The sequence below is a fragment of the Streptomyces sp. NPDC058295 genome (assembly GCF_042880655.1).
In the GTDB taxonomy this organism is placed as follows: Bacteria; Actinomycetota; Actinomycetes; order Streptomycetales; family Streptomycetaceae; genus Streptomyces; species Streptomyces coriariae.
Genome location: NZ_JBHVYO010000002.1, coordinates 255,827 through 275,061 on the forward strand (window position 1 = coordinate 255,827; position 19,235 = coordinate 275,061).

14 protein-coding genes are annotated in these 19,235 nt (G+C 70.9%); 7 read left to right on the top strand and 7 right to left on the bottom strand.

The features are described from left to right. The first annotated feature begins 112 nt into the window (after nucleotides 1–112). Nucleotides 113–1,609 carry a hypothetical protein gene (locus ACFVYS_RS03515; protein ID WP_389498423.1) on the top strand — a complete coding sequence of 499 codons (1,497 nt, stop codon included), beginning with the start codon at nucleotides 113–115 and terminating at the stop codon, nucleotides 1,607–1,609. A gap of 267 nt (nucleotides 1,610–1,876) precedes the next feature. Here ACFVYS_RS03515 and ACFVYS_RS03520 read toward each other — a convergent pair whose 3' ends face one another. The 5 genes from ACFVYS_RS03520 to ACFVYS_RS03540 all read right to left on the bottom strand — a co-directional run bounded on the left by ACFVYS_RS03520 (nucleotide 1,877) and on the right by ACFVYS_RS03540 (nucleotide 8,488). After that, nucleotides 1,877–3,769 (bottom strand): discoidin domain-containing protein, encoded by a 1,893-nt coding sequence (locus ACFVYS_RS03520; RefSeq protein WP_389498424.1) that lies wholly within the window; start codon nucleotides 3,767–3,769, stop codon nucleotides 1,877–1,879. Between the two features lie 158 nt (nucleotides 3,770–3,927). Continuing rightward, the gene (locus ACFVYS_RS03525) at nucleotides 3,928–5,286 is read right to left on the bottom strand and encodes a GH1 family beta-glucosidase (protein ID WP_389498426.1); all 1,359 of its coding nucleotides are present in this window, start codon (nucleotides 5,284–5,286) and stop codon (nucleotides 3,928–3,930) included. A gap of 29 nt (nucleotides 5,287–5,315) precedes the next feature. Then, a complete protein-coding gene (locus ACFVYS_RS03530) occupies nucleotides 5,316–6,155 on the bottom strand; it encodes a carbohydrate ABC transporter permease (RefSeq protein ID WP_389498624.1) in 840 nt (279 codons plus the stop codon). Between the two features lie 7 nt (nucleotides 6,156–6,162). Next, nucleotides 6,163–7,149 carry a carbohydrate ABC transporter permease gene (locus ACFVYS_RS03535; RefSeq protein WP_389498427.1) on the bottom strand — a complete coding sequence of 329 codons (987 nt, stop codon included), beginning with the start codon at nucleotides 7,147–7,149 and terminating at the stop codon, nucleotides 6,163–6,165. A 19-nt stretch (nucleotides 7,150–7,168) separates the two neighbouring features. Further along, nucleotides 7,169–8,488, bottom strand: a complete 1,320-nt coding sequence (locus tag ACFVYS_RS03540; protein ID WP_389498429.1) for an ABC transporter substrate-binding protein — start codon at nucleotides 8,486–8,488, stop codon at nucleotides 7,169–7,171. 230 nt (nucleotides 8,489–8,718) lie between these two features. Here ACFVYS_RS03540 and ACFVYS_RS03545 point away from each other — a divergent pair, with 230 nt between their 5' ends. Further along, nucleotides 8,719–10,515 (top strand): coagulation factor 5/8 type domain-containing protein, encoded by a 1,797-nt coding sequence (locus ACFVYS_RS03545; RefSeq protein ID WP_389498431.1) that lies wholly within the window; start codon nucleotides 8,719–8,721, stop codon nucleotides 10,513–10,515. 161 nt (nucleotides 10,516–10,676) lie between these two features. Here the strand turns inward: ACFVYS_RS03545 and ACFVYS_RS03550 are convergent, their stop codons facing one another. Both ACFVYS_RS03550 and ACFVYS_RS03555 read right to left on the bottom strand, forming a co-directional pair. Then, the gene (locus ACFVYS_RS03550; RefSeq protein ID WP_389498433.1) at nucleotides 10,677–12,878 is read right to left on the bottom strand and encodes an elongation factor G; all 2,202 of its coding nucleotides are present in this window, start codon (nucleotides 12,876–12,878) and stop codon (nucleotides 10,677–10,679) included. 428 nt (nucleotides 12,879–13,306) lie between these two features. Continuing rightward, the gene (locus ACFVYS_RS03555; protein WP_389498435.1) at nucleotides 13,307–14,011 is read right to left on the bottom strand and encodes a DNA polymerase beta superfamily protein; all 705 of its coding nucleotides are present in this window, start codon (nucleotides 14,009–14,011) and stop codon (nucleotides 13,307–13,309) included. 458 nt (nucleotides 14,012–14,469) lie between these two features. Here ACFVYS_RS03555 and ACFVYS_RS03560 point away from each other — a divergent pair, with 458 nt between their 5' ends. The 5 genes from ACFVYS_RS03560 (at nucleotide 14,470) to ACFVYS_RS03580 (ending at nucleotide 19,221) form a co-directional block, all read left to right on the top strand. After that, nucleotides 14,470–15,264, top strand: coding sequence for a hypothetical protein (locus tag ACFVYS_RS03560; protein WP_389498625.1), 795 nt, complete (start codon nucleotides 14,470–14,472; stop codon nucleotides 15,262–15,264). Between the two features lie 78 nt (nucleotides 15,265–15,342). After that, nucleotides 15,343–16,533 (top strand): NAD(P)/FAD-dependent oxidoreductase, encoded by a 1,191-nt coding sequence (locus tag ACFVYS_RS03565; protein ID WP_389498437.1) that lies wholly within the window; start codon nucleotides 15,343–15,345, stop codon nucleotides 16,531–16,533. Next, on the top strand, nucleotides 16,521–16,847 hold the full coding sequence (locus ACFVYS_RS03570) for a (2Fe-2S)-binding protein (RefSeq protein ID WP_389498439.1): 327 nt from the start codon (nucleotides 16,521–16,523) through the stop codon (nucleotides 16,845–16,847). The genes ACFVYS_RS03565 and ACFVYS_RS03570 overlap by 13 nt, the downstream gene beginning before the upstream one ends. Then, nucleotides 16,844–18,250, top strand: coding sequence for an NAD(P)/FAD-dependent oxidoreductase (locus tag ACFVYS_RS03575; RefSeq protein ID WP_389498441.1), 1,407 nt, complete (start codon nucleotides 16,844–16,846; stop codon nucleotides 18,248–18,250). Before ACFVYS_RS03570 ends, ACFVYS_RS03575 begins: the two co-directional genes overlap by 4 nt. Before the next feature lie 38 nt (nucleotides 18,251–18,288). Then, nucleotides 18,289–19,221, top strand: a complete 933-nt coding sequence (locus tag ACFVYS_RS03580) for a dihydrodipicolinate synthase family protein (RefSeq protein ID WP_389498443.1) — start codon at nucleotides 18,289–18,291, stop codon at nucleotides 19,219–19,221. Nucleotides 19,222–19,235: the final 14 nt, after the last annotated feature.

Here is a 19,235-nt window from a genome sequence, read left to right on the forward strand (position 1 = left end):
TCTATGTACGCGCACGTCCTGAACCGACAGGCCCATATGGGCCGACTCGCCCCGACCGCACAGCCCGCCGCAGGCCACAGCCTCGGCGCCCCGTCCTCCGAGTGAGCCCCCGTTGATCAACAGCACGCCCTCCCACCACGACCACCGGGAAACGCTCGCTTCCGTCCCTCCCGCCCTGGCGGACGTCCGCGCGGACCGCCGTCGCCTGATCGAAGGCGTACGCGCCCTGCGCCGCCTCCTCGACAAGCGCCGTCCCTTCGAGCTCGCCGACCGTCGCCGTCTCAACCACGAGGCGAGGAAGCGAAGCCGCGCGGAAGCCGCCCACGGCAAGTCGCTGCACCGCATCCACGAGCAGCAGATGCGCCAAGAGCGTTCCCTCGCACGCCGGCTGAACGGCCTCGACGGCAAACGTGACCACCAGGAACGACAGGCCCTCGCCGTCCTGCGCCGGGAGTCCGTCCAGCGCACGCTCAACGGCAGCCGTCTCACAGCGAGCGAGGTGAACGGCATCGGCAGCGGACTCGTACGCGCCCTCGCGGCCCAAGGCATCACCACGGCCGCGGACTTCACCCGCGTCAGCTGGGGCAAGGCGCCCAACGGCAAGGGCGGCGAGGTCCTCTACATCCACCGCTCCCAAGGCCGCAAGGTACACATCAACGGTATCGGCGAGCACCGGGGCCGACCGCTGATGGAGTGGCGCCGAGCCGCTCTCGCCCGCGCCGAGGCCCGCGCCCCGCGCGAGCTCCCGCCGCACGAACGTCACCGCATCGCCGAGATCATCGAGGCCGAACGCACCCGCCTGCAAGGAGAACTGGCCCAGGCGCCCCGTACAGCGGAGGCCGCCCGCGCGGAAGCCGTACAGCTCCACGCCGAGGCCCTCGAACGGCTCACCACCGCCGAACGCGAGGCAGCGCACCTCGCCGCCGAACGCCGAGCCGAGTTCGACGCGATGGCGGAGCAGTTGTTCACCCTCCAGGCCGAACTGTCCGCGCACATGGACCAGCACGGCGACGCCGGCCGTCGCATCCGCCGCGCCCAGACGCGAGCACTGCGCCCCCTTCGGGAGGGCGCGCCCCTCCCCGCCGCGCCCGTCCCCGCCGTGATCCCGGCTCCGCGGATGCCCGTCACCCTCACCAAGGCGGGGACGGAGGCAAAGGCGGACACGAAGGCCAAGGATCCGGCGGCAGCCGCGGCCCCAGCGCGCTCCCCCGGCACCCGGGCAAGCCTCGGCTGGCTGCTGCCTGTCCTCTACTTCGGCTTCACGACCCTCGTCGGCGTGGGCGAACTGGGTGACAACACGGCCCCCTTGGGGCTGATGATCTCCTCCAGGCTCCTCGCCTTCGCGGCGACCGCGGAACTGCTGCGCCGGTGGATTCCCCGCAGGAACTGGCGGACACCGAGCCCGATGCCCTCCGGGACGGGCCCGCAAGCCTTCGGGGTGTTCCTCGCCCTCACCGCCGCCGGCATGTTCGCGGACGAGGAATCCGACGTGTTCCTGGTCGCCTGCGTCACGTCCGTCCTCGCTGCTGCACTCCTCGTGACGGGGTCCTGCCTGCACTGGAGGGCGCGAAAGGGCGAAGAAGGCAGGACGACCACCCCCTTCGGCTGATCCACCACACACCAACTCCCGCCGCTTCCGAAGACGCACGGTCCGGGTCGACGTCGCATGCCCTGTGGGGTATCCGACGGCCCGAACCGAAGCCGAGCCGAAGCGGAACCGAAGTCGAGCCGAAGCCAAGGTCGAGGTCGCAGTCGCCTCCGCCGTCGCGGACGCGGTCGCGGTCGCGGTCGCGGTCGCGGTCGCGGTCGCGGTCGCGGTCGCGGTCGCGGTCGCACAGAAGCGTCCTGTCGACGCCGCGTCCGGTATCGGCCGCGGCTACCCCTTCTGCTCCACCCGCACCCAGTCCACTTCCGCCTGCACTCCCCCGCCGGCGATCCGGTCCACGCTCGACTGCGGCAGGCCCCAGTAGGGGGTCGTGACCTGGTTCCAGCCGGCCGGGTACGCGCCGCCGAGGGCGAGGTTGAGGATCACGTACTGGTCGTGGCCGTAGACCCATTGGCCGCGGGTGGACTCCAGCTTGTTGCGGGTCGTCTCCTGGACGAGGCGGTCGTCGACGTAGAAGCGCATGCCGGTCGGCGTCCACTCCACGGCGTACGTGTGCCAGGCGTCGGCCCGGCCGCCGTTCGGGTACGTCTGGCGGGCGCCGATGTTGCCGTCCGCGGAGTAGCCGGGGCCGTGCAGGGCCGAGCTGGTCCAGTCGGCGTAGCCGATGTTCTCCATGATGTCGGTCTCGCCGGAGGCGGGCCAGGACACGGCAGGGTTGTCGACGTTGCTGCCCAGCAGCCAGAAGGCGGGCCAGAATCCGTCGCCGACAGGCAGCTTCATCCGGGCGCTGACCCGGCCGTAGGTGAAGTCGAACCTGGTGTTGGTGTCCACGCGGCCGGAGGTGAAGTCGTAGCTGCCGCCGTCCGCCTGGATGCAGCCCTTGCAGTACTTGGCCCGCAGGACCAGAGCGCCGTTCTCGGTGCGGAGGTTCTCGGTCGAGTCGACGTACGCCTGCGCCTCTCCGTTGACAGAGCCCATCTCCGTTCCGGTGCGTACGACACGCCACTTGGAGCGGTCGAGGGACGCGGCGGTGAAGTCGTCGAAGAACGTCGTCCGGTAGGTGCCCTGCTGCTCGCCGGGGAGGGCGGGGTAGGCGGCCAAGGCGCTGCCACCGGTGCCCCAGACCTCGAACTCGTAGAGGGAGTAGCCGAACTGCGCGGTGGCGGGCGCCGGGTTGTAGAAGGAGCGGCGTTCCTTGCCGAGCATCCGGACGTAACGGCCGTTGGTGGGCTGGGAGAGGCGCACACTGTCGCGCAGACCCGCCGCCTCCGAGGGGGACTTGACGTTCGCCCGGCGGGCGGCGACCTCCGCCGCCGACGGCTGGTACACGGTACGCCAGGTGCGGTTGTCGTCGGAGACCTGGATTTGGTAGTCGACGGCGTAGGCCGCCTCCCAGTACAGCTCGACCGTGTCGATCGTCGACGTCGCACCGAGGTCGACACCGACCCAGCGGTCCGCGTTCCAGTCGCTCGACCAACGGCTGGCGTCGTCCTTCAGGTTGGCCGGGTGGCCGCCGTCCGTGACGAACGCCGGTGAGTTGCCCGCGTGTTGGTAGTAGTCGGTGTAGGCCGGGTGGTTCAGGGCGAGGTTGGAACGGACGGTGGAGGCGGGGGCCGGCTCGCCGCCGTAGACCTTGAGGGAGTAGAGCGAGTAGCCGTACGGCGTGGCGCGTTCCAGGCCGCGCAGGCGGAGGAATCGGCCCGTCGCCTCCTGAGGATAGGTGTGCGCGGTGACCGTGCCTCCGGTACCCGCGGTCTCCGTGTAGAAGGGCGTCCAGTCGGCGCCGTTCTTCGAGATCTCCAGGAGGTAACGCTTGCCGTAGGCGGCCTCCCAGTCCAGGACGACCCGGTCGACGCGGATCGTCGTACCGAGATCGAGCCGGATCCAGGCGTCGTCGGCGAAGTTGCTGGACCAGCGGGTGGCACCGTTGCCGTCGAAGGCGAGGCCGGGGGCGGTACCGCCGTTCTCACTGCCGGAGGCGGTGACGGCTGCCGGGTTCGCGGCGTACGCGGCCGCGGCGCGGTCGGCGTCCCAGGCGGGTGCGTCGACGGCGGGCGCCGCGGCCGCGACCGGTGCCCCGAGGGCCGGTCCCGCGCCCAGCAGGGCCAGGGCGGCGACGGCGGTCAGGAGGGTGCGGGGAGTGCGAGCGGTGCGTGATGACATGCGGCTCTCCTCGGTGGAAAGACAGGTCTCCTCGGTGGAAAACAGGCGTCAGGAACGATGCACGCTGTACTGCAGATGCTGTCGTGCTCATGACATTCAGGGACCTGGAACGTGGCGGGCGCGCGCTCCCGCACCCGCGCCCGCCGCGCCCCGCGCCCTCAGGCGGCCTTCACCACCCCTTCCCGGTGGCGGCGGATGATCTCCGCGTAGTGGCGTCCGGTGCCCTTGATCGTGCGGGCCTGGGTGCGGTAGTCGACGTGGACGAGTCCGAAGCGCTTGTCGTAGCCGTACGCCCACTCGAAGTTGTCCAGCAGGGACCAGGCGAAGTAGCCGGCCAGCGGGGCGCCCTTGCGGGCGGCGGAGGCACAGGCGGCGAGGTGGCCCGTCAGGTACGCCTGGCGCTCGGGGTCGTCGACGGTGCCGTCCGGGCGGACGATGTCGGGGTACGAGGAACCGTTTTCCGTGACGTACAGCCGTCGCGCGCCGTACTCGTCGGTCAGGCGGAGCAGCAGGGTCTCGATACCGCTCGGGTCGACCTCCCAGTCCATGCCGGTGCGCGGGACGCCGTCCCGGCGCACGGAACGGGCGTGCGGGGCGGGGCCGTCGGGGTCGTCGCTCACCGTGGCCGGGAAGTAGTAGTTCAGGCCCAGCCAGTCCAGCGGCGCGGCGATCGTCGCCAAGTCTTCTGGCTTCTCAGGGAGTTCGACGCCGTACACCTCCCGCATGTCGGCCGGGAAGCCGCGGCCGTGTACCGGGTCGAGCCACCAGCGGTTGGTGTGGCCGTCCATGCGGCGGGCGGCGGCGACGTCCTCGGGGCGGTCCGTGGCGGGGTGGACGGTGGAGAGGTTGTTGACGATGCCGATCTCGGCGCGCGGGACCGCCGCCCGGATGGCCTGGACGGCGAGTCCGTGGCCGAGGAGCAGGTGATACGAGGCGCGGACCGCCGCCGTCAGGTCCGTGAGGCCGGGGGCCATCTTGCCTTCGAGGTGGCCGATCCAGGCCGAGCACAGGGGTTCGTTCAGGGTGGCCCAGTGGGTGACGCGGTCGCCCAGCCGCTCGGCGACCACCGATGCGTACGCGGCGAAGTGCTCCGCGGTCTCCCGCTCGGGCCAGCCGCCGCGGTCCTGGAGTACCTGCGGAAGATCCCAGTGGTAGAGGGTGACGGACGGCGTGATGCCCGCCTCCAGCAGGCCGTCGATCAACTTGTCGTAGAAGCCGAGGCCCTTGGGGTTCACCGGACCGTCGCCGCCCGGCATCACCCGTGGCCATGCGATCGACAACCGGTAGGCGTTCGACCCGAGTTGACGCATCAGGGCGATGTCGTCGCGCCAGCGGTGGTAGTGGTCGCAGGCGACGTCGCCGTGGTCGTCGGCCGCGATCTTTCCGGGAGTGTGCGAGAAGGTGTCCCAGATCGACGGCGAACGGCCGTCCTCCGCCACGGCACCCTCGATCTGGTACGCCGAGGTGGCGGTTCCCCACAGGAAGTCCTGGGGCAGGGCGGCAAAGTCGATGGTCACTGAAGTCCTCTCGGAATCGGGGTGGTTGCTCACTTCACGGCTCCGGCCGTCAGCCCGGCGACGAGATAGCGCTGGAGCAGCAGGAAGCCGGCCACCACCGGCACACTGACGACCAGCGAGGCGGCCATGATCTGGTTCCAGTAGACGTTGTTGAGGGTGGAGTAGCCCTGGAGTCCGACGGCGAGCGTGCGGGTGGTGTCGTTGGTCATGACGGAGGCGAACAGCACCTCGCCCCAGGCGGTCATGAAGGCGTAGACGGCGACCGCCACGATGCCGGGGATCGCGGCCGGTACGACGATGCGGAAGAGCGCGCCGAGCGGACCGCAGCCGTCCACCAGCGCCGCCTCGTCGAGGTCGCGCGGCACCGAGTCGAAGTAGCCGATCAGCATCCAGATGGAGAAGGGGAGGGAGAAGGTCAGATACGTCAGGATCAGGCCGCCGCGCGAGCCGAACAGCGCGATGCCGGTGGCGTTGCCGATGTTGACGTAGAGCAGGAACAGCGGGAGGAGGAAGAGGATGCCGGGGAACATCTGCGTCGACAGCACGGTGACCGTGAAGACGCGTTTCCCACGGAAGTCGTAACGGCTTACCGCGTAGGCGCTGAACACGGCGATCACCACGGAGCAGACCGTCGCCGCGCCCGCCACGACCAGCGAGTTCACGAAGTACCTGGCGAGCGGGATCGTCGACCAGATGTCGATGTACGGGCGGATCGTGAGACCGCTGGGCAGCCAGTGGAACTCGCCGCTGACGTCGGCGAGGGGTTTCAGCGAGCTGGAGACCATCACGTACACCGGGAGCAGCACGAAACCGGTGAGCAGGGTGAGGAAGATCCGTCGCGACCAGAGGAACGAACCCGGTGGTGCCATGGGGGATTTACCGCGCATGCGAAGTCCTCCGTCCGCGCGAGGTGACGGCCAGGTAGACGCCCGTCACGGCCAGCAGGAAGAGCAGCAGCAGGACGGACATCGCGGATCCCGTGCCGAAGTTCCAGGTCACGAAGGAGGCTTGGTAGATGTGGACCGAGATGAGATCCGCGGCCTCCGGAGCGGCCCTGCCGAACAGGACGAACGGCGTGTTGAAGTCGTTGAACGTCCACAGGAACAGGACGAGCACCAGGACCTGGTTGACCGGGCCCAGGGACGGCAGCGTGATGCGGCGGATCTGCTGCCACATGCCCGCGCCGTCCAGCGCGGCCGCCTCGTACAGCTCGCCGGGGATGTTCTGCAGGCCGGCCATCACGATGAGGAAGGCGAACGGCCACCCCTTCCACACCGACACGGTGAGCAACGCGTAGAAACTGTTGTCGCCGATCAGCCAGAAGGAAGGCTTGTCGGTGAGGTGCAGCTGGTCGTGCAGGACATGGTTCACCAGGCCGTTGTCGTGCTGGAACATGAAGACCCAGGTGATCACGGCCGCGTAGACCGGCAGGGCGTACGGCACCAGGAAGAGCGCTCTCAGCAGCCCCCGGCCGCGGAAGGTGTCCTGCATGAAGATCGCCGCGGCGGTGCCGATGAGCCAGCACAGACCCACCGAGAGCAGGGTGAAGCCGACGGTGACGAGGAAGGAGTGCAGCAGCGCCTCGCCGACCGGGGCGTCGAAGTCCACCGACACCCGGTAGTTGTCGACGCCGGACCAGGGAGCCGTGCCCCAGTCACGGATGTAGAACTGGGTGAGCTCCTTGAAGCTCATCACGATGCCGATCACCATCGGCACGAGATGCACGAGGAGTTCGAGGACGAGAGCGGGCAGGAGCAGCAGGTAGGGCAGTCCGATGCGGCGGACCCGACCGGGGCGCGGGCGCGGGGCCCGGTCGGTGCCAGGGTCTGCGCGAGGCTTTTCGACCTCGGCTGTGGTGGTCATCTGGCTCACTTCGTCCGGCTCACTTCGTCGGCATCTGCTGCTGGGCCTTGGCGAGCTTCGCCTTCACCGACTCGGTGGTCACCGGGCGGCCGGCCGCCGCGTCGGCGAACAGTTCCTTGACGGCCGTACCGATCGTCGTCTCGAACTGCGACTCGTCGGCGACCTGAGGCAGCGCTGCGGCGCTCTTGGCGAGGGTGTCCTTCAGGACCGCGTTCGCGGGGGAGTTGAACCCGGCGTCCGACTGGGCGGAGGCGACAGGCGGGATAGTGCTGTAGGCCTTGTTGAGGATCTTCTGCTCCTCGTCGCCGGTCATGAACTTCACGAACTCGGTGGCGCCGTCGAGGTTGTCGGTGTTCTTGAAGACCGCCAGGTTGATGCCCGCGACCATCGAGTTGACCTGAGCGCCGGGGCCGGGGGTGCCGGACTGCACGGGCACCGGGGCGATGCCGTACTTGTCCTCGCTCATGCCCTGGGACTTGAGGTTGGCGGACGCGGTCTGCCAGAGCAGCATCGCCGTCTTCCCCTTGGCGAAGTCGCTCACGGACTGGTTCTGCGCGTACTCGGCGTTGCCCTGCGGGATGGCCTTGTCCTTCGCCATCAGGTCGACGTACTGCTTGACCGCCGAGACCGCGCCGTCGGAAGTGAAGTCGGGCTTTCCGTCGGCGGTGAAGAAGTCGGCACCGTGCTGCTTGGCGAAGACGAAGACGTGATGGACGTTTTCCGAGACGTTCGCGCCCTCGGCGCCCAGGACCTGCTTGCCCTTCGCCTGGATCTTCTTGCCGTCGGCCACCAACTCGGCCCAGGTGGCCGGAGGTTGGGCTATGCCTGCGTCGGCGAAGATCTGCTTGTTGTAGTACAGGGCGTAGGCCATCGAGTACAGCGGCACCGCGGCCGGGTCCTTGCCCTGTGCTCCGGTCGAGCCGAGCGCGGATTCGACGAAACGGTTTCTGCCGCCGATCTTCGCGAGGTTCGCCTCGTCCCAGGGCAGCAGCGCGCCCGTCGCCTGGAGCGAGGCCGACCAGGTGTTGCCGATGTTGAGGATGTCGGGGCCCTGGCCGGACGTGGTCGCCGTGAGGATCCGGTTGAGCAGGTCCGACCAGGGGACGACCTCCAGCTTCACCTTGATCCCGGTCTGCTTCTCGAACTTGTCGAGTTCCGGCTGGAGGACCTTCTTGTCCACCTCGATGCTCGCGCCCTGGTTCGAGGCCCAGTACGTGAGGGTCTTCGGCGAGTCGTTGGAGCCTTCGCCGTCCGTCGAGGTGCCGCCGCCACAGGCCGTGGCCGCGAGGGCGAGTGACATGACGACGGCGCCTGTGGCCGCGGCTCGGATGGTGCGCATGGGTCGGCTCCCGGTGTCATCAGGACTTAATTTAGGACGTGAGTTAAACCTCGGAAAGAGGCCGCGTCAAGTGTTCCGGCACAGTCCGGGGAACTCCGGTCCCACCACTTGACGCGCACGTTCGGGTAGTTGAAGCATTCAGCGCTGAGAGAGCGCTCTCAACCCAGCGACCGTTCACTTCCTTAAATCAGCCGTTCACTTGGAGCGGCCTGGACCGAGGAGAGCCGCCCATGCCCCACACTCCGTCGTCGCAGACGCCCGCCGTGCGCCGCAGGACAGTCCTCGCCGCAGCCGCCACGGCCGCGGCGGCCCCCGCCCTCGCCGGACTCGCCGCCGCGCCGGCCTCCGCAGCCCCGCGCGGAAAGCGTTTGCGCGCCCTTCCGGGCGGTGGCGATCTCGGCCCGAACGTCCTCGTCTTCGACCCGTCGACCCCGGACATCCAGGCCCGGCTGGACGCGGTGTTCCGACAGCAGGAGTCGGCCCAGTTCGGCACCGGCCGCTACGCGTTGCTGTTCCGGCCCGGCACCTACCACGGCCTCAACGCCCAACTCGGCTTCTACACCTCGATCGCCGGCCTCGGCCTCTCCCCCGACGACACGACCATCAACGGGGACGTGACCGTCGACGCCGGCTGGTTCGGCGGCAACGCCACGCAGAACTTCTGGCGTTCGGCGGAGAACCTCGCGCTCGTCCCGGTCAGCGGCACCAACCGGTGGGCCGTCGCGCAGGCGGCCCCCTTCCGCCGGATGCACATCCGCGGCGGCCTCAACCTCGCCCCGTCCGGCTACGGTTGGGCCAGCGGCGGCTACATCGCCGACAGTCGTATCGAAGGCGAGATCGGCCCGTACTCGCAGCAGCAGTGGTACACCCGGGACAGCGCGATCGGCAGCTGGCTCAACGGCGTGTGGAACATGGTGTTCTCGGGGGTCGAGGGCGCTCCCGCCCAGAGCTTCCCCAACCCGCCGTACACCACGCTCGACACGACCCCGGTCTCGCGTGAGAAGCCGTTCCTGTACGTCGACGGCGGCGGCGCCTTCCGCGTCTTCCTGCCCGCCAAGCGCGCCAACGCGCGCGGGGTCACCTGGGGCAACGGCACACCGCGCGGCAGCTCACTGCCCCTGTCGCGGTTCTACGTCGCCAAGCCGGGCGTCTCCGCGGCCACGCTCAACCAGGCGCTCGCGCAGGGCCTGAACCTGCTGCTGACGCCGGGGATCTACCACCTCGACCGGCCGATCCAGGTGAACCGCGCCGACACCGTCGTGCTGGGCCTGGGTTACGCCACGCTGATCCCGGACAACGGCGTCGGCGCGCTGAAGGTGGCAGACGTCGACGGGGTCCGGCTGGCGGGCTTCCTCGTCGACGCCGGACCGGTCAACTCCCCGGTCCTGCTGGAAGTCGGTCCGTCCGGCGCGTCGCGCGACCACTCCGCCAATCCCACCACCGTCCAGGACGTGTTCGTCCGGATCGGCGGGGCGGGTGCCGGCAAGGCCACCACCAGCATGGTGATCAACAACCGTCACACGATCGTCGACCACACCTGGGTCTGGCGCGCCGACCACGGCGAGGGCGTCGGCTGGGAGACCAACCGCGCCGACTACGGCGTCGTCGTCAACGGCCACGACGTGCTGGCCACCGGCCTGTTCGTGGAGCACTTCAACAAGTACGACGTGCAGTGGAACGGCCAGCGCGGCCGCACGATCTTCTTCCAGAACGAGAAGGCCTACGACGCGCCGAACCAGGCGGCGATCCAGAACGGCTCGGTAAAGGGTTACGCCGCCTACAAGGTCGGCAACAACGTCACCGCGCACGAGGCCTGGGGGCTGGGCAGCTACTGCTACTACAACGTCGATCCGACGATCGTCCAGCACCACGGCTTCGCTGCCCCGAACGTACCGGGCGTGAAGTTCCACGACCTGTTGGTGGTCTCCCTGGGCGGACAGGGCCAGTACGAGCACGTCATCAACGACCTCGGGGCACCGACCTCCGGCACGTCGACGGTGCCGTCGACCGTGGTGTCGTATCCCTGACCTGCCCGTGCGGCGTCGACGACCCTGACGGGACACCGTCCTCCGCACCGCACTCACCGGAGGGACGACAGGCGCCTTCGGTTCGTGCCACGAACGTCAGGTGTCCGTGGCACGAACCGCCAGGGCGGCCTACGCCTGCGGCCTCTCGGGAAGGCGTGGGCCTAGCGCGTCGTCGTCACCGCCGGCGCCGGGGCGTACCCCGTCGGCCGGGCCGAGAAGGTGCCTCGGCCCTGGGTCCGGCTGCGCAGCCGGGTCGCGTAGCCGAACAGTTCGGCCAGCGGCACGGTGGCGGTGACCACCGCCGAACCGCCGCGCACGGCCGAGTCGGTGACCCGGCCGCGCCGTGCCGCCAGGTCGCCGAGGACCCCGCCGACGGCGTCCTCCGCAACGGTCACCGTGACCTCGACGACCGGTTCCAGCACGACCATTGCACAGCCGCGCAGGGCTTCCCGCAGCCCGAACCGACCGGCCGTGCGGAAGGCCGTCTCGGAGGAGTCCTTCACATGGGTCGCCCCGTCGGTCAGGGTGACCCGCAGCCCGGTGACCGGATGCCCGCCCACCGGACCCTCGGCGAGGGCGTCCCGGCAGCCGGCCTCGACCGCACGGACGTACTCCTGCGGCACCCGTCCGCCGACAACGGCCGACCGGAACGTGAAACCGGTTTCAGCAACGCCTCCCGCCTCCTCCGCGTCGAGTGGCTCGACGTCGAGCACGATCTGCGCGAACTGCCCGGCACCACCGTCCTGTTTGACATGCCGGAAGACCAGGCCGGACACACCGCGGGCGACCGTCTCGCGGTAGGTCACCCTCGGACGACCCACGTTGACCTCCAGACCGAGGCTGCGCCGGATCTTCTCCACCGCCACCTCCAGGTGCAGCTCCCCCATGCCCGACAGCACCGTCTGGCCGGTCTCCGGGTCGGTCCGGACGACCAGCGAGGGGTCCTCCTCGGCCAGCCGGGCGAGCGCCGAGACCAGCCGGTCGGCGTCGGTGCTCGCGCGTGCCTCGACCGCCACGGAGACGACCGGGTCGGCGACGCCGGGCGGTTCGAGAACGACGGGCGCCCCCGGCGCGCTCAGCGTCGAACCCGCACGGGCCGACTTCAGCCCGATGACGGCCACGATGTCCCCGGCGACCGCGCGCTCCAGCTGTGCGTGCCGGTCGGCCTGCACGCGCAGGATCCGGCCGATCCGCTCGATACGCCGCGCGCCGGACTCCCACACCGCGTCTCCTTTCTCGATCGTGCCCGAGTACACCCGCAGATAGGTGAGCCGGCCCGTGGGGGTCGCGGCCACCTTGAACGCGAGCGCCGCGAACGGTGCGGCGGGGTCGGCGGGTCGTTCTTCGCCCACGGCATTCTGCATACGGTCGACGCTCTCGGGCTGCCGACGGTCGGCGGTTTCGTGCATACCGTGGACCGTGCCGTGCATACCGTCGACGGCATCACGCATACGGCCCTCGGCATGTCGCATACCGGCGGCGCCACCAGGCATACCGCGTACGGGCGGCACGTCCGACGGCGACGGCAGATAGGCGACGACGGCGTCGAGCAGCGGTTCGATCCCGCGGTTGCGGTAGGCCGAGCCGCACAGCACGACCACGGCGTCGCCCGTCCGTGTCAGCTCGCGCAGCGCACCGGAGAGGGTCTCCGCGGAGAGTGTCTCCCGGTCGCAGAACTCCTCCAGCGCGGCCGGGTGCCGCTCCGCCACGGCTTCCTCCAGCAGCCGGCGCCGGCGCAGCGCCTCCTCCCGAAGGTCCTCCGGCACGGTGTCCTCGACCGCCGTCTCGCCGCCGTCGCTCCAGGTCAGCGCCCTCATGCGCAGCAGGTCGACGACGCCGGTGAAGCCGTCCTCCGTGCCGATCGGCAGTTGCACGACCAGCGGGACCGGATGGAGCCGGTCCCGGATCGAGGCCACCGCGGCATCGAGGTCGGCGCCCACCCGGTCCAGCTTGTTGACGAACGCGATCCTCGGTACGCCGTACCGGTCGGCCTGCCGCCACACGGACTCGCTCTGCGGTTCCACGCCCGCGACGGCGTCGAACACCGCCACCGCCCCGTCGAGCACCCGCAGGGATCGCTCCACCTCGTCGGCGAAGTCGATGTGCCCGGGGGTGTCGATCAGGTTGATGCGGTGACCGTCCCAGTCGCAGCTGACGGCCGCGGCGAAGATGGTGATGCCACGGTCGCGCTCCTGGGGGTCGAAGTCGGTGATGGTCGTGCCGTCGTGGACCTCGCCGCGCTTGTGCGTGGTCCCGGTGGCATACAGGATCCGCTCCGTGACGGTGGTCTTGCCGGCGTCGACGTGGGCGAGGATGCCCAGGTTGCGCACAGCGGAGAGGTGACGGTCGAGGTGGTTGCGCACGGCCCTTGGCCTTTCGGGGTGTTTCCGAGAACGGGCAGCGCGATTTCCGGACGCACGTCGGGAACGTGGTGGACGTGTTGATACGCGCAGCTGAACTGAGGTGCCGTCAGATATGGCAAGTCAGCAACGCGTTGTCGGGCTCAGACGTTCGTCAGGACATCCGGTGCCGGCCGCGCAGCGAGCACCGGACGGACGGAGACACGAGGATCACCTCGTAGCGGGAGCGGGGAGCGACGACAGCGGTGTGGTCACGCATGGCCGGGCTCCCCTCGTTCGTCTCGGTACCGCACTGCCCGTGTCGTGGGCCGCGCTCGGTTCTGGGGAGTGTAGGAGTGAACGGGCCGGCCCCGCACGCGATTTACCGCTCCCGTTCCGCGGCCGGGCCGACGCAGCTCCGCCTCCCGGCCTGAGGGGAGCGCGTCCATCGGTCACCCGGGCGTGCTCTGCGTCGCCGTGTAGAACTGCCTGCGCACCCGGCGCAGCCATGCGTCGGCGGCCCTCTCGTCGGGCTGTTCGGGCAGCACGCTGCGCGTGTCGGCGAACGCCTCCTCGAAGCCGCGCAGCAGCGGCAGCGCGGCTTCGGGATCGGCCGCGACCTGCTCACCGAAGGTGTGGTAGCTCTCGGGATCGTCGACGCGGATCGTCAACCGACCGGTGGCATACAGCTCGTAGCCCTGGGTGCACAGTCGCTTGAGGTGACGGGCGTGCTTGGCGGTCCGTTTGCCGGTCTCCGCGGCGAGGGGGCCTTGGCTGCGGTTCTGCAGTTTCCGGAACTGCTGTGTGGCGTAGCCGAGATAGGCGTCCCGGACCCGACCGGCGCTGAGCAACGTCGCACGCAGGCCGATGAGTTCGTCACCGAGGGGAGTCCGCACCTCGTACAACCCGTCCGGCAGCCACACGAGTTCCATCACGGTCGGGTTGCCACCGAGCGCCAGGCGGCACCACTTCGCGGCCTCGTGCAGGGTGCGGTCGGGCGCCGTGCTGACGTGCGACTCCTTCGGCCCGCGCAGGCCGTGCAGGTCTTCGGTGGGGGCGGCGAACATGCCGAGGCGGTCCACGTCGGAGCCTTCGTGGGCGAGCCCGTAGGCGGTCGAGCCGACGATTCCGGACAGCAGGAGGTTGGTGACGGTCACAGGAGCCCCCGGTCGTTCCCTGGTGGTGATCACCTGCCCCCGTGGCCGGGCGGCAGAACCGCCATGATGCCCCGGCCCGGCCCGGCCCACCTCGTATTTTCCGGCCGGACGGCCTGCTCCGCCGCGCCCGCCCCTGTGGCCGACCCCGCCGGCCGCTTCACCCGTACGGATCAGTGCGCTGGTCGAGCGGCCCGGCCGGTGGTGCCGTGTAGGGGCAGAGGTAGCACCACAGGAGCCCACAGGGTGCCCGGGAAGCACCCAGGTCGACGAGAGGAATCCCTCGGGAACCCGCCCGGGGCGCGCCCACGCGGGGACCGGCCCGCCCCGCCCCGTCCCCGAACCGTCCCCAGGAGGTATTCGTGACCAGCCCTCGTCTGTCGTCCCGCCCGTCCACCCCACCCCGTCCCGCCGGGCCGTCCGGTCCGGCCGGGCCGACACGCCCCGGTCGCCCGGTCCGTGTGCTGGCCGTCGCCCTGGCCGTCGGAACGCTGCTGGCCACGGCGGCCTGCTCCGACGACGGGGACGACAGCGCGTCGACCGACTCGAGCACCGCGACCTCGTCCGCCGGCCAACGGACCGCCACCGCGTCGCCCACCATCACGCCGCTCACCTCGGCCGGCGCGCAGACGGCGCTGATCACCTCGGGAGACCTCGAGGACAACTGGACGCAGGTGAAGACCGCGGCCAGCTGGCGGAACCAGCTGCTCATCGGCACGGTCGACGCCGCACAGTTCCTCACCGGCAAGACGCAGGCCGCCGACTGCCAGCGCCTGCTCGACGGGCTCTACGACGAAGACCTCCTGGGGCCCCCGCCCGGCCCGTCGGCGCTCACCGGCTTCACCGAGGGAAACTCCCGGCTGCTCTACCAGGTCGCGGCCTACCAACCGGCCTCCCTGGACCAGTCGTTCGACTGGCTCAAGACCCTGCCGACCGCGTGCGACCAGTTCAACGCGGTCGGCTCCGACGGCTCCACCCGCACCGTGCAGGTCGTCGAGGCCTCCCTGCCCAAGTCGGGCGACGCCCGGCAGGGCCTCACCGTGACGGTGGCGGGCCCCTCCGGCGGCACCCCGGTCACCCTCACCATGGACGTCGCCGTCGTACGGGTCGGGGACGACGCGATCACGGTCACCAACGGCGGTACCGACGGAGCGGACCACGACAGCACCGAGGACGCGGTCAGCCACGGCACCACACGACTCAAGGACGTACGTGAGGGTCGCACACCGGCACCGGAGCCCAGCGAGTTCGACTGAGCGCGTCGGTTCGGTCGAGCGCGCCCTCGCCGCTCCGGCCTTCTTCCCCACCTCTGCACCATGTGACATATTACTGGCGTGACCAAGCGACCGAGCGGTGACGTCGTGGTCGTCGGCGCCGGCATGGTGGGCGCCGCCTGCGCGCTGTACGCGGCCCGCGCCGGACTGGACGTGATCCTGGTCGACCGGGGTCCGGCGGCCGGCGGCACGACCGGCGCGGGCGAGGGCAATCTCCTCGTGTCGGACAAGGAGCCCGGACCCGAGCTCCGACTCGCTCTGCTGTCGGCCCGGTTGTGGGACGAGCTGGCGCAAGAGCTGGGCGCGGCCGTCGAGTACGAGCCCAAGGGCGGTCTCGTCGTCGCCTCCATGCCCGCATCACTCACCGCCCTCGCGGAGCTGGCGGCCGGTCAGCGCGCGGCCGGAGTGTCGACGGTTCAAGTCCAGGCGGACCAACTCCACGACCTGGAACCGTACTTGGCGCGCGGTCTTGCGGGTGGGGTGCTGTATCCGCAGGACGCCCAGGTGATGCCCACCCTGGCCGCGGCCCACCTCGTACGGGCCTCGGGCGCCTGCCTGGAGACGGGTCGCACGGTGATAGGGATACTGCGCGACACCGCCGGTGCCGTGCGGGGCGTACGTACCGACCGGGGTGACGTCCTGGCACCGGCCGTGGTGAACGCGGCCGGGACGTGGGGGTCCGAGGTCGCCGCGCTGGCGGGGGTCCGGCTGCCCGTACTCCCCCGCCGCGGCTTCGTCCTGGTCACCGAGCCGCTGCCGCGTCGGGTACGGCACAAGGTGTACGCCGCCGACTATGTGGCCGACGTGGCGAGCGACTCCGCCGCCCTGCAGACCTCACCGGTCGTCGAGGGGACCGCCGCCGGGCCGATACTGATCGGCGCGAGCCGTGAACGGGTGGGTTTCGACCGGTCCTTCTCGCTGCCGGTCGTACGCGCGCTGGCGGCGGGCGCGACCCGCCTGTTCCCGTTCCTGGAACACGTACGGGCGATGCGCACCTACCTCGGCTTCCGCCCCTACCTGCCCGACCATCTGCCCGCCGTCGGGCCCGACCCCCGTGTGCCCGGGCTGTTCCACGCCTGCGGACACGAGGGCGCGGGCATCGGGCTCGCCACCGGCACCGGCCACCTCATCGCGCAGACGCTCACCGGCCGACGCCCGGAGCTGGACCTGACACCGTTCCGCCCCGACCGCTTCGACCGCCCCGACCACCTTGACCGCTCCGCCGAGGAGGCCGCGCCGTGGATCCCCTGAAGCTGACCCGCGCCCGCCCCGGCGCTCCGTTCACCGTGACCTTCGACGGCCGGGAGATCGAGGCGTTGCCCGGTCAGACGATCGCCGCCGCCCTGTGGGCGTCCGGCGTCACGGCCTGGCGCACCACGCGGGGCGAGGGACGTGCGCGCGGGGTCTTCTGCGGGATCGGCGTGTGCTTCGACTGTCTGGTGACCGTCGACGGCCACCCCGGCCGACGGGCCTGCTTGGTGACGGCGGTGCCGGGCGCGGACGTCCGTACGCAGGTGGGGACAGGCCACGAGGAAGCAGGTCACGACGGGGCGGGGCCACGATGACCGCGCACCGCCCGGTACTGGCGGTGATCGGCGCGGGCCCGGCCGGCCTCGCCGGCGCCCTGGCAGCCGCTGCCCGTGGCGTGCGCGTGGTGCTGATCGACTCCGGCGCCGAGGCGGGCGGACAGTTCTACCGGCAGCCCGCACAGGGGCTCGGTGCCCGGCGCCCACAGGCCCTCCATCACCAGTGGCGCACCTGGGAGCGACTGCGTGCCGGGCTCGACACCCATCTCGCCGCCGACCGGGTCACGCACCTGAGGGATCATCATGTGTGGTGCGTGGAAGGACAATCGGCCGGATTTACCGTGCACGCACTGATCGGTCCGGAGCAGGAGGAGTCCGTAGCGGTCCACGCCGACGGAGTGTTGCTGGCGACCGGCGGCTACGAGAAGGTCCTGCCGTTCCCCGGCTGGACACTGCCCGGCGTGATCACCGCGGGCGGCGCCCAGGCGCTGCTGAAGGGCGGGCTCGTACTGCCCGGCCGTACGGCGGTCGTGGCCGGCACGGGGCCCCTGCTGCTTCCCGTCGCCACCGGCCTCGCCGCCGCGGGCGCCCGGGTCGTCGCCCTGGTGGAGTCGGCCGGACCGGCGGATTTCACACCTCGGGCACGGATCTGGGCCGGCGCCCCCGCGAAGCTCGCCGAGGGAGCCGTCCACGCGGCCCAACTCCTGAGGCATGGTGTTTCGGTGATGACCCGTCATCCCCTGATGGAGGCGCACGGGACCGAGCGGCTGGAGTCCGTCACCGTCGCCGCGCTGGACCCGGAAGGCCGACCGGCGCCCGGTACGCGACGACGCATCGTCTGCGACACCCTCGCCATAGGCCACGGTCTGCTGCCGCACACCGACCTCGCGGAGGGCCTCGGCTGCCGACTCGACGGACCGGGTGTGCGCGTCGACGACGAACAGCGCACCGACGCACCCGGCGTCTGGGCCGCCGGTGAGACCACGGGGATCGGCGGCTCCACGCTGTCGCTCGCCGAGGGCCATATCGCCGGACGGTCGGCGGCGGCCAGGCTGACGGGCACGGTCCCCGACCCGCGGGAGTGGGCCCCCGCCGCGCGGGCCCGTACCAGGCTGCGGTCGTTCTTCGCCGCACTGGACGCCGCGTATGCCGCCCGGCCCGCCCGGTGGACGGAGCAGATCACCGACGCGACGGTCGTGTGCCGCTGCGAGGAGGTCACCGCCGGCGCCGTCCGCGAGGCCGTCGGCACGCTCGGCGCGGGTGACCTGCGCACCGTGAAACTGCTGACCCGGGCCGGTATGGGCTGGTGCCAGGGCCGCATGTGCGAGCCCGGGGTGGCCGGCGTCGCGGGCTGCGCCCTCACTCCGGCACGACGGTTGCTGGCCCGCCCTGTGCCCCTGGGCGTGTTGGCCGCTCCGGCCGATCCCCCGGCACCCCAGTGATATGTCACACGGCACATTCCGAAGGGATGACTCACCATATGCCCGATTCCACCGCCCCCGCCTCTCCCTCTGCTGCCGTCACCTCGCCTCACCGCCCCTGGCGTGGCGTCCTCGTCGCCACCGCGCTCCCGCTCCGCGACGACCTCTCCGTCGACTACGACCGGTACGCCGAGCACTGCGCCTGGCTGGTGGCGAACGGCTGTGACGGTGTCGTACCCAACGGCTCCCTCGGCGAGTACCAGGTACTCACGCCCGAGGAACGCGCCAGGGTGGTGGAGACCGCGGTGGCCGCGATCGGCGGGGACCGGGTGATGCCCGGGGTCGCCGCGTACGGCTCGGCGGAGGCCCGCCGTTGGACCGAGCAGGCGGCCGGGGCGGGCTGCGCGGCGGTGATGCTGCTCCCGCCCAACGCCTACCGGGCGGACGAGCGTGCCGTGGTGGCCCACTACGCGGAGGTCGCCGCGGCGGGCCTGCCGGTCGTGGCGTACAACAACCCGATCGACACCAAGGTCGACCTCGTCCCCGAGCTGCTGGCCCGGCTGCACGGCGAAGGTCACATCCAAGGCGTCAAGGAGTTCTCGGGCGATGTCCGCCGCGCCTACCGCATCGCCGAACTCGCTCCGGATCTGGACCTGTTGATCGGGGCCGACGATGTGCTGCTGGAACTGGCCGTGGCGGGCGCCAAGGGCTGGGTGGCCGGTTACCCCAACGCACTGCCGAAGTCCTCGGTGGAGCTGTACCGGGCGGCCGTCGCCGGTGACCTCACCACCGCGCTCCCCCTCTACCGCCGCCTCCACCCGCTGCTGCGCTGGGACTCGCGGGTGGAGTTCGTTCAAGCGATCAAGCTCTCGATGGACGTCGTGGGGCGCCACGGCGGGGGCTGCCGCCCACCACGGGTCCCGCTGCCGCCGGACCAGGAAGCGGCCGTCCGCGCCGCCACCGAGAAGGCCGTCGCGGCCGGCCTGGCGTAAGGGCCGAGCCGCTC